This window comes from Novosphingobium sp. Sphag1I (assembly GCF_056279125.1).
Map to the genome: position 1 here is coordinate 180075 of NZ_JBWBQS010000012.1, position 10037 is coordinate 190111.

Annotated in this window: 12 protein-coding genes; 8 read left to right on the top strand and 4 right to left on the bottom strand. The window is 63.2% G+C overall.

What is annotated here, in order from left to right; all coding sequences use genetic code 11:
• The first annotated feature begins 52 nt into the window (after positions 1 to 52).
• From ACZ9HU_RS15385 to arsH, 5 genes are read left to right on the top strand one after another with little or no spacing between them, the layout of a single operon-like run.
• On the top strand, positions 53 to 424 hold the full coding sequence (locus ACZ9HU_RS15385) for an ArsR/SmtB family transcription factor (protein WP_476106107.1): 372 nt from the start codon (positions 53 to 55) through the stop codon (positions 422 to 424).
• Positions 421 to 861 carry an arsenate reductase (glutaredoxin) gene (arsC, locus tag ACZ9HU_RS15390; protein ID WP_476106109.1) on the top strand — a complete coding sequence of 147 codons (441 nt, stop codon included), beginning with the start codon at positions 421 to 423 and terminating at the stop codon, positions 859 to 861. The genes ACZ9HU_RS15385 and arsC overlap by 4 nt, the downstream gene beginning before the upstream one ends.
• Positions 858 to 1358, top strand: coding sequence for an arsenate reductase/protein-tyrosine-phosphatase family protein (locus ACZ9HU_RS15395; RefSeq protein ID WP_476106111.1), 501 nt, complete (start codon positions 858 to 860; stop codon positions 1356 to 1358). The genes arsC and ACZ9HU_RS15395 overlap by 4 nt, the downstream gene beginning before the upstream one ends.
• Positions 1355 to 2407, top strand: coding sequence for an ACR3 family arsenite efflux transporter (arsB, locus tag ACZ9HU_RS15400; protein WP_476106112.1), 1053 nt, complete (start codon positions 1355 to 1357; stop codon positions 2405 to 2407). Before ACZ9HU_RS15395 ends, arsB begins: the two co-directional genes overlap by 4 nt.
• Positions 2408 to 2410: 3 nt before the next feature.
• Positions 2411 to 3157 (top strand): arsenical resistance protein ArsH, encoded by a 747-nt coding sequence (gene arsH / locus ACZ9HU_RS15405; protein WP_476106114.1) that lies wholly within the window; start codon positions 2411 to 2413, stop codon positions 3155 to 3157.
• On the opposite strand, the gene cueR is transcribed toward arsH, so the two are convergent.
• The 4 genes from cueR to ACZ9HU_RS15425 form a co-directional block, all read right to left on the bottom strand.
• Complete coding sequence (gene cueR / locus ACZ9HU_RS15410; RefSeq protein WP_476106115.1) at positions 3154 to 3615, bottom strand: Cu(I)-responsive transcriptional regulator; 462 nt, start codon at positions 3613 to 3615, stop codon at positions 3154 to 3156. The two genes, arsH and cueR, sit on opposite strands and share 4 nt — an antisense overlap.
• Positions 3615 to 5846, bottom strand: coding sequence for a heavy metal translocating P-type ATPase (locus tag ACZ9HU_RS15415; RefSeq protein ID WP_476106116.1), 2232 nt, complete (start codon positions 5844 to 5846; stop codon positions 3615 to 3617). The genes cueR and ACZ9HU_RS15415 overlap by 1 nt, the downstream gene beginning before the upstream one ends.
• Positions 5847 to 5970: 124 nt before the next feature.
• Positions 5971 to 7026 (bottom strand): NAD(P)-dependent alcohol dehydrogenase, encoded by a 1056-nt coding sequence (locus ACZ9HU_RS15420; RefSeq protein WP_476106119.1) that lies wholly within the window; start codon positions 7024 to 7026, stop codon positions 5971 to 5973.
• A gap of 17 nt (positions 7027 to 7043) precedes the next feature.
• On the bottom strand, positions 7044 to 7451 hold the full coding sequence (locus ACZ9HU_RS15425; protein WP_476106121.1) for a (R)-mandelonitrile lyase: 408 nt from the start codon (positions 7449 to 7451) through the stop codon (positions 7044 to 7046).
• A gap of 81 nt (positions 7452 to 7532) precedes the next feature.
• Here ACZ9HU_RS15425 and ACZ9HU_RS15430 point away from each other — a divergent pair, with 81 nt between their 5' ends.
• The 3 genes from ACZ9HU_RS15430 to ACZ9HU_RS15440 all read left to right on the top strand — a co-directional run.
• Positions 7533 to 7799 carry a hypothetical protein gene (locus ACZ9HU_RS15430; RefSeq protein ID WP_476106123.1) on the top strand — a complete coding sequence of 89 codons (267 nt, stop codon included), beginning with the start codon at positions 7533 to 7535 and terminating at the stop codon, positions 7797 to 7799.
• A complete protein-coding gene (locus tag ACZ9HU_RS15435) occupies positions 7796 to 9010 on the top strand; it encodes a helix-turn-helix domain-containing protein (RefSeq protein ID WP_476106124.1) in 1215 nt (404 codons plus the stop codon). The genes ACZ9HU_RS15430 and ACZ9HU_RS15435 overlap by 4 nt, the downstream gene beginning before the upstream one ends.
• A 328-nt stretch (positions 9011 to 9338) precedes the next feature.
• On the top strand, positions 9339 to 10037 hold a 699-nt coding region (locus tag ACZ9HU_RS15440), incomplete at its 3' end, for a CopG family ribbon-helix-helix protein (protein ID WP_476106126.1).

Genomic DNA, 10037 nt, shown 5'->3' on the forward strand with positions numbered 1-10037 from the left:
CGAGCGCGGCGTATCTCCATATTTCAATATTTATCGAAATATGGAGATACGCGTGGAATTGCCCCCCGTCACCCCGGAGTTGCCCAAAGCGGAAAATGTCATCGCCGCGCTGGGCGCGCTGGCGCAGGAACACCGGCTTGCCGCCTTTCGCCTGCTGGTTCAGGCGGGCGCGGATGGCATGGCCGCGGGCGCCATCGCCGAAAGGCTGGGCATGGCCTCCTCCTCAATGAGCTTTCATCTGGCCGCGCTGTCCCATGCCGGATTGGTGTCACAACGCCGTCAAAGCCGTCTGATCATCTACACCGCCAACTATGCCGCGATGAACGGCCTGATGGCCTATCTGACCGAAAATTGCTGCGGCGGGGCGTCCTGCCTGCCCGATATCGCCTGCTGTCCCACACCTGTTGCGGAGCAAACCGTATGACCTTGCCTGTTGATATCATCATCTATCACAACCCGGCCTGCGGCACGTCGCGCAATGCGCTGGCCATGATCCGCAATGCAGGGGTCGAGCCGCATGTGGTGGAATATCTCAAGACCCCGCCCTCGCGCGCCATGCTGGAAAGCCTGATTGCGCGGGCCGGAATTGGCGCGCGCGCGCTGTTGCGGGAAAAGGGCACGCCTTTTGCCGAACTGGGTCTGGGTGATCCGGCATTGAGCGATGCGCAATTGATCGATGCGATGATCGAGCATCCCATCCTGATCAACCGCCCGCTGGTCGTCTCGCCGCTGGGCGTCAAATTGTGCCGCCCGTCCGAGGAAGTGCTCGACCTGATTCCCGCCGCCCAGCAAGGCGCCTTTGCCAAGGAAGATGGCGAACAGGTGATCGACGCCACCGGCGCCCGCGTAGGTGCGGCATGAGTGCACCCTTTTCCATTCTGGTGCTGTGCACCGGCAATTCGGCCCGCTCGATCCTGGGCGAGGCGATCTTCAACCATCTGGCCCCCGGCCGGGTGATGGCCCACAGCGCGGGCAGCAAGCCCAAGGGTGTTCCCCACCCCGGCGCGCTGCGGCTGTTAACACGGCGCGGGATCGATACCTCGGCCTTTTCCTCGAAAAGCTGGCTGGCATTTTCCGGCCCCGATGCGCCGCGCATTGATCTGGCCGTCACCGTCTGCGGCAATGCCGCGGGTGAGGCTTGCCCGGTCTTTCCCGGCGCCCCCTTGCGCGCCCATTGGGGATTGGAAGACCCCGCCGACGCCGTGGGCGAGGAAGCCGAGGACGCCGCCTTTGAGGAAACATGGCGCCTGTTGATGATGCGGGCGCAGGCTTTTCTGGCGCTGCCGTTCGAAACGATGGACCGCGCGGAATTGACCGCGCAACTGGCCCAAATCGGGCAAATGGAAGGTGCGGCATGACCCAGCGTCTGTCTTTTCTCGACCGCTATCTGACCTTGTGGATCTTTCTGGCCATGGGGCTGGGCATCGGGCTGGGGCGCTTTATCCCCGCCGTTCCCGCCGCATTGAACGCCATGTCCGTGGGCAGCACCAGCATCCCCATCGCGATCGGTCTGATCCTGATGATGTTTCCCCCGCTGGCCAAGGTGAAATATGAGGAATTGGGGCAGGTTTTCCGTGATACGCGGATTCTGGGCCTGTCCTTTGCGCTGGCATGGATCATTGGCCCGGCGCTGATGTTTGCGCTGGCGGTGACGTTTCTGCCCAATTCGCCCGAATATATGACCGGGCTGATCCTGATCGGCATCGCTCCGTGTATCGCCATGGTGCTGGTGTGGAATCAGCTGGCCCATGGTGACCCGCAATATGTCACCGGGCTGGTCGCGTTCAATTCACTGTTCCAGATCTTTTTCTACACGCCCTATGCCTGGCTGCTGCTGACCGTTCTGCCCCCGATTTTCGGGCTGGAGGCGCACGTCATCGACGTTTCGTTTCCGATGATTGCCAAGGCGGTGCTGACCTATCTGGGCGTGCCTTTCGCCTCGGGCTATCTGGTGCGGCGCGTGCTGATCGCCCATCGGGGCAAGGAATGGTACAACAGCCACTTCATCCCCGCGATCAGCCCGATCACGCTGGTCGCGCTGCTCTTCACCATCATCGCCATGTTCAGCCTGAAGGGCGGTGAGATCCTCGCCCTGCCGATGGATGCGGTCAAGGTGGGCGTGCCGCTGGTGATCTTTTTCATCACGATGTTTTTGCTCAGCTTTGCTCTGGCCAAGGTGATGGGCGCCGATTATCCGCGCGCCGCCGCGCTGTCCTTTACGGCGGCGTCGAACAATTTCGAACTGGCCATTGCGGTGGCGATTGCCGCCTTTGGTCTGGCCTCGCCCGTCGCCTTTGCCGCCGTCATCGGCCCGCTGGTCGAAGTGCCGGTGCTGATCGGGCTGGTCAATGTTTCGCTGTGGATCGGCCGCCGCTGGTTCGCCGACAGCACCCCGCAAAAGGTTTGATCCATGACCCAGTCCACGCGCCTGCGCACCCTGTCCGATCCGTATCACCTGCCCGCGCTGCGGCCTGAATATGCCCATCTGCGCCCTGCCCTTGGCCTTGGCGCGGGGGATCCGCCGCCGCGTATCCTGCTGCTCTATGGCTCTTTGCGGGAACGGTCCTATTCGCGGCTGGTGGTCGAGGAATCCGCCCGCCTGCTGATCCATTTCGGGTGCGAGGTGAAGATCTTCGATCCCTCCGACCTGCCCCTGCCCGATCAGGTGGGCGGCGATGACCACCCCGCCGTCCATGAACTGCGCGAACTTTCGCTCTGGTCCGAAGGTCAGGTGTGGTGCAGCCCCGAACGCCATGGCCAGATCACCGGCATCATGAAGACCCAGATCGACCACCTGCCTTTGGCCATGAAGGGGATGCGCCCGACGCAGGGGCGCACTCTGGCCGTTATGCAGGTGAGCGCCGGATCGCAATCGTTCAACAGCGTGAACACGTTGCGCCTGCTGGGCCGATGGATGCGGATGTTCACCATCCCCAACCAATCCTCCGTCGCCAAGGCCTATGAGGAATTTGACGAGGCCGGGCGAATGAAACCCTCGTCCTATTACGACCGCATCGTCGATGTGTGCGAAGAACTGGTACGCTTTACCGTGCTGCTCCGCCCGCATGTCGATCAACTGGTCGACCGTTATTCGGAACGGGTGGAACGGGGAACGCCTGTGGAAACTCCGGTGGAAAAGGCCGGGATTGGGGTCTAATTACGGCGATTGGCTGTGGATTGTTCGCGCAATCGGTGGATCGGATCGGGGCGTGATGCCGCATCACCCCCAGGTTGCGCCAGATCGGCCAGGATCGGGCAATCGGGCCGGTCATCCCCGGCACAGCATCCGATCAATGTCTGAAGCGTGGCGCGCATTTCCTCCATCGCGGCGATGCGCGCGCTCAATTGCGCGACATGGTCCGACGCAATCCGCTTTACATCGGCGCTGTGGCGCGAACGGTCGCGCCACAGGCCCAGCAATTCGTGGATCTCGGCCACGGCAAAGCCCATGTCGCGGGCGCGGCGGATAAAGCGCAGATTATGGACATCGGCGGGCGAATAATCGCGATATCCCGATTCCCGCCGGTCCGCCTTGGGGATCAGGCCCGTCTGTTCGTAATAGCGGATCATCTTGGCCGAAACGCCCGATGCCTTTGCCGCCTCGCCAATGTTCATCACGCGCCTCCTTTGGCCCGAAACTGCCGCAGCCGCAGCGAATTGCCCAGCACAAAGACAGAGGACATGGCCATCGCGCCGGCCGCAAACACCGGCGAGAGCAGCACCGGATACAGCACCCCCGCCGCCACCGGGATCAACGCGACATTATAGGCAAAGGCCCAGAACAGGTTTTGCCCGATCGCCCTCATCGTCGCGCGCGACAGGGCCATGGCGTCGCCCACCCCGCCCAGATTGCCCGACATCAACACGACATCGGCGGCCTCAATCGCAATATCGGTGCCCGTGCCCACGGCCACGCCAATATCGGCCTGCGCCAAAGCGGGCGCGTCATTGATGCCATCGCCCACATAGGCCAGCAGGCCGTATTGCGCCTGCAACCGGCGCACGGCCTCCACCTTGCCGTCGGGCATGACCTGCGCCACCACTTCATCGATGTTCAGGCGCGCGGCAATGGCCTGCGCCGTGGCGCGATTGTCGCCGGTGATCATGGCCACTTTCAACCCCATCGCATGAAAAGCCGCAATCGCGGCGGGCGTCTCCGGCTTGATTGGATCGGACACGGCCAGAACCGCCGCCAAAACGCCATCCATCGCGACATAGAGCGGGGTCTTGCCATCGCGGCCCATGATCGCGGCGGTTTCGGCCCATATGCCGACATCGATCCCCATGCTGTCCATGAAGCGATCCGCGCCAATCGCCACATCGCGCCCATCGACCACGCCGCGCGTGCCCATGCCGGTGATGGCGGCAAATCCGCTGACCGGGGCGAGGGTCAAACCTTCCTCACGCGCAGCGGCAACGATGGCACGGGCGATGGGGTGTTCGGATCGATCCTCCACCGCCGCCATCGCGCCCAGAACAACGCCCCGTTCAAACCCCGGCGCCAGATGCAGATCGGTCAGCACCGGCCGCCCCAGCGTCAAGGTGCCCGTCTTGTCCAGAGCAATGACCTTTGCCTCGCGCAGGGCCTGCAAAGCCTCGCCCTTGCGGAACAGGATGCCCAATTCCGCGGCGCGGCCCGTACCCACCATGATCGCCGTGGGCGTGGCCAGCCCCATCGCGCATGGGCACGCAATAATCAGCACCGCCACCGCATTGACCATGGCCAAACCCAGCGCCGGTTGCGGCCCAAACACCATCCACCCCGCAAAGGTCATCACCGCCGCCGCCATCACCGCCGGAACAAACCACAGGGTTATGCGGTCCACCATGGTCTGGATCGGCAATTTGGCGCCCTGTGCTTCCTCCACCATGGCGATGATTTGCGACAGGACCGTATCGGCCCCCACCGCCGTCGCGCGAAAGGCCAGGGCGCCATGTTGGTTCACCGTTCCGCCGACAAGGCGGCTGCCGATGGTCTTGGCCACCGGGATGGGTTCGCCGGTGATCATGGCTTCATCGACAAAGCTGTCGCCCTCGATCACGTCGCCATCGACCGGGATGCGTTCGCCGGGGCGGACCTCGATAATGTCGCCGGTCAGAACCTCGCCAATGCCGACCTCGATCACATCACCCTTGACCCGCACCCGCGCAACCTTGGGCTGAAGCCGGATCAGCCGCCCGATGGCCTCGGACGTGCGGCCCTTGGCCCGCGCCTCCATCATCCGGCCCAGCAGGATCAGCGCGATGATGACCGAGGCGGCCTCGTAATAGACATGGACCGTACCGGGGGGCAGTTGGCCGGGCGCAAAGGTCGCCACCAGCGAATAGGCGTAGGCCGCAAAGGTGCCCACCGCGACCAGCGAGTTCATATCAGGCGCCATGCGCAACAGCGCCGGAATGCCATGCCGATAAAACCGCCGCCCCGGCCCCGCCAGAACCAGCGTGGTCAGCGCAAATTGCAGATACCAGCTGTTCTGCATCCCGATGGTGGCGTGGATCAGTTCATGGACGCCCGGAATGACATGCCCGCCCATTTCCAGCGCAAAGACCGGCAAGGCCAGCACCAAAGCCAGCAGAAAATCGCGGCGCAATGCCTGCGCCTCGACGTCGCGGCGGTGGTCGGTTTCGTCCTGATCGGTGTCGGGGTGAAATTCATGGGCGGAATATCCCGCGCCCTTGATGGCGGACACAAGGGCGTCCGCATCCGCCGTGCCGCGCACATTGGCGCGTTGCGTCGCCAGATTGACGCTGGCCCCCGACACGCCGGGCACGGCCATCAACGCCCTTTCGGCCCGCGCCACACAGGATGCGCAGGACAGGCCCTCGATCTGCAAAACCTTGTTCATGATCCGCACTCACGCCACGAATTGTCGTTCATGGCGCGAATGTGGGGCTTCCCATCATGGGAAGGTCAAGCGCTATTTGCGAGGCATATTCCGGGGATGGGGTGAAATACGCCTCGCAACCGGCTCAGGCCATTTCGGCCTCAAGCGAAGCCATGTCGATCACGAAGCGATAGCGCACATCGCCCTTTTCCAGGCGATCATAGGCTTCGTTAATGTCCTGAATGGCGATCATCTCACATTCGGGCAGCACGCCCTTTTCGGCGCAGAAATCCAGCACTTCCTGCGTTTCGGCAATCCCGCCGATCAGCGATCCGACAACGCCCGTGCGGTGCAGCACGCTGGTCGCTGTGTTGAATTCGCCCACCGGGCCAAGCTGGCCCACGATCACCAACATCCCGTCAATGTCCAGCAGGGGCATATAGGGGTTGAGGTCATGCTTCACCGGCACCGTGTCGATGATGACATCAAATGTCATCGAGGCGGCCTGCATCGCGGCGGCATCGCCCGAAATCAGCAGACCATGCGCGCCCATTTCGGCGGCCTCTTCGGCCTTGTCGGCGGTGCGGCTGATCGCGGTGACATGCGCGCCCATGGCCGCGGCCAGCTTCACCGCCATATGGCCCAGACCGCCAAGCCCGATCACGCCCACGCGGCTGCCTTCCTTGACACCCCAACGCTTGAGCGGGGCATAGGTGGTGATCCCGGCGCACAGGATCGGCGCGGCGCGCGACAGGTCCATGCCATCGGGCACGCCCAGCACGAATTCTTCACGCACGACAATATGGCGCGAATAGCCGCCGTAATTGTTGGTGCCATCAATCCGGTCGGGCGCATTATAGGTGCCGTGCAACCCTTCGCGACAGAATTGCTCCTGATGCTTTTCGCATTGATCGCATTCAAGGCAGCCATCGACCAGACAGCCCACCGCCACATTGTCGCCCACCTTGTATTTGGTCACATCACTGCCGGTTTCGATGACGCGGCCCACGATTTCATGGCCCGGAATCGCCGGATAGACCGTGCCACCCCAATCGTTGCGGACGGTGTGAAGGTCGGAATGGCACACGCCGGCATAAAGAATTTCGATCACCACATCATTGGCGCGCGGTTCGCGGCGATCAAAATGAAACGGGACGAGCGGAGATTCCGCCGAATGAGCGGCATAACCAAGGGTCTTCATAGATATCCTTTCGATCTTTAATCCTGAGGCAGAGCCAGAAAATCGTCGTCGGCCACATGTTCCATCCATGTCGCCGATTGGCCATCGACGGTTTCGATAATGGCAATATGGCTCATCGCCGTCGTCTCGCCCGCGCCGTGCCAGTGGCGTTCGCCGGGGCGGATCCACACGGTGTCGCCTGCGCGTATGGTGCGGACCGGCTCTCCATCCAATTGCACCCGGCCCACGCCATGGGTGACGATCAAGGTCTGGCCCAGCGGGTGACTGTGCCATGCGGTGCGGGCGCCGGGCTGAAAATGAACATGGGCGCCGGAAACCGAGGCACCATCGCTGCCGACAAAGGGGGTGTCGATGCGTACTTCGCCGGTAAAGGTGGCTTCCGGGCCAAAGGCGGCAGGCGCGCTGCCGTTGCGGGTGATCTGCATGGGGGCTTCTTCCTGAATAGGGCGCCGCCTTTCTAGGCCTTGAAACGGCACTTGATTAGCCCACGATCAGGACATGCGGCGATGAGCCGATTTCATGAAACCAATGTCAAATTCGCAAATCACGGCCCCCGCATGAACGAACATGCGAATTTGGAACGGTCGATCCCGACAGCGATTTCGGCAAAGTCTGGAAAAATGGTGCACCCGACAGGGGTTCAACAAGGCGCTGATTTCAAATCATTAGACAGGCAAACCGGGGCAAAACGCCTGACGGGTTTCTGCGGGTTTGCGAGGGTGTTGGCTAACCGGACTTCGCTGCCAATTCAGGCTGAATCTGGTGCCGTATGAGCACGACCCTCACCCATGCAGGCCTGCCTGCGGGCGTCACGCGCTTCGACCTGCTGCGCCTGTTCGAGCAGGTGGCCCGCCCCGGCTTCGGCCAGTCCTCCACCGCCGTGGCGCTGGTGCGGCATTATGTCCTCAAGACGATGGATGCCGATTACCTCAAGGGCCGCATCTGCGCCGTCTGGACACAGGCCTGCCGTTTTGCCGAGGCGCTGGGCATCACGCCCCGCTCGATCAATTCAGCCGAGCGTGAGCTTGAGCGCGCCGGTTTCATCGTCCGCAACGCCGGCATCAACGGAGCGCGGGCGGGTGACCGCCAGGACGGCATCATCACCTGGGCAGCGGGCATCAATCTCGCGCCCCTCATCACCCGCTATAATGAGTTGAAGAGCAAGGCCGAGGCGCTCGACCTGCAAGCCCGCGCCATCAGCCAATGCCGCGCCGAGATCCGTCAGTTGGGGCAGCGCATCCGCCACGCCTGCGATGACGCCTTGCGCCAACGCGCCGAGGCCGTTCTGCCCGGCGGCCGCACCGCCCGCATCACCAGCATCGCCCGCCTCACCGCGATCCGGGAGACCCTGTCCGCCATGCTCGATGCCATCGCCAGCGCGCCCGCAGCCGATCCCCGTGCACCAAAAACTTCCGACGCGCCGGAAGAAAACTGCGCACCCAATATACAAGACAAAAACTCACCACAAAGCTGTAGCGCGCGGGGCGCAGCGCCCGACCGGATCACGCCCAGCGCCGCCGTCAGCGTCGCCACACAGGCCTATCAGGAGCTGGTCGCGGCTTTGGGCGGCGCCACATGGCCCAACATCGTCGAGGCCTCATGGCGAAGCTGCGCCCGCCTCGGCATCGCCCAGAGCACATGGGGCCGCGCCTGCCAGCATTTCGGACGAGAACGCGCCGCGCTATGCGTCCTGCTGATTGACCGCAACGCGGAACTGCCCGGCGACCATCGCTACAAGGCCCGATCCCCCAGCCGCTGCCTGTCCGGCATGATGCGCAAGGATCGCCAACATAGCTTCAACCTCACCGGCCTGTTCCGGGCTGGCCAGAATGACCAAGTTGTCGCTGAGCGTGATGATCGCGCCGTGCCCGTCGATCCGTTCCAGCCTGTCACCGAGGACATGGGCAATGGCGCGCTGGGCCAGTTCGCCAGCAGTCTCATCGCCCACCTTGACAATCAGTTCATAGGAGGCACGGCGCAATGATCGCCCCCTTGTTTCCATCGCGGCCTACAGGCCGGGATACCTACCCCACAAGGGCCAGATTCTGCTCACTGCTCTCCAAGCCCCCCCCTGTTGAGAGCGGCGGTGTAAGGCAAATCAGGCACACACCACGCTACTGGGTAGCCTTGGATCTAGGCAATGAAAGTGCTGTAAATCAGCATGTTGATGCCGCCTATGCCGCCCTATGTAGGCGGTGGCGACTTCATACCGTGCGCTGCATTTCGCGAATGCGGCCTGCCTATGGGCCTAGACAGGCCCTAGAATCGCGCAATTCCCCCATTCCTGTGCCTAGCCGCAAGGGAGGCCGCTGATGGCGCAACTCAACGTCAGCTTCGACGATGCGCTGCTGGCTGAGGTCGACCGGTTGGCGGCCCAGCGCGGGATCAACCGTCCCGAACTGCTGCGCGCGCTGGTGCGCGAGGCGATTGGCGCGGAGGGGAAGGTTGGTGGCGCGGTGGTGGTGCCGCCGCCTGTTGCGCCGGAACCTCTGCTGCTCACCACGCCGCAATTCCTGAGCAGCCTGGAGCAGATGGCCTTGGATCTCGACCGCGTGCTGCGCGACATGGACCGGCGTGAGGTACGGCTCGGCAAGGCGCTTGCCGCACGCGCCGCGCTGGATGCTGGGGCCGAGGCGCATCTCGCCAACATGATCGGCGAGCGGGTCGATGCCAGCCTCGGTGGTTTCGAGCATCGGCTGACCAAGCAGCTTGCCCGCCTGCCCGGCGAGGTGGCGATGCAGGATATCCTCGCCCGGCTGGAACAGAACGTCCAGACCCTCGCCAAATTGCCGCCCCCGCCGCCACTGGTCGATCCCAACAGCCTCGCGATGCAATTTGCGGCGATCCTGGCCGGTGCGCTGCTGGCGCTGATGCTCTTCTGGGGGCTGCTGTACCGCTACCCTTGGCAAGTGGTGGTGCCCCCCATGCGGGTTCTGTCGCAAAATTTGCGGTATTCCTATATGGCTGTGCGCAACGTGATGGGATTGTGGGAGAAAAGGGTGTTCAAAGGT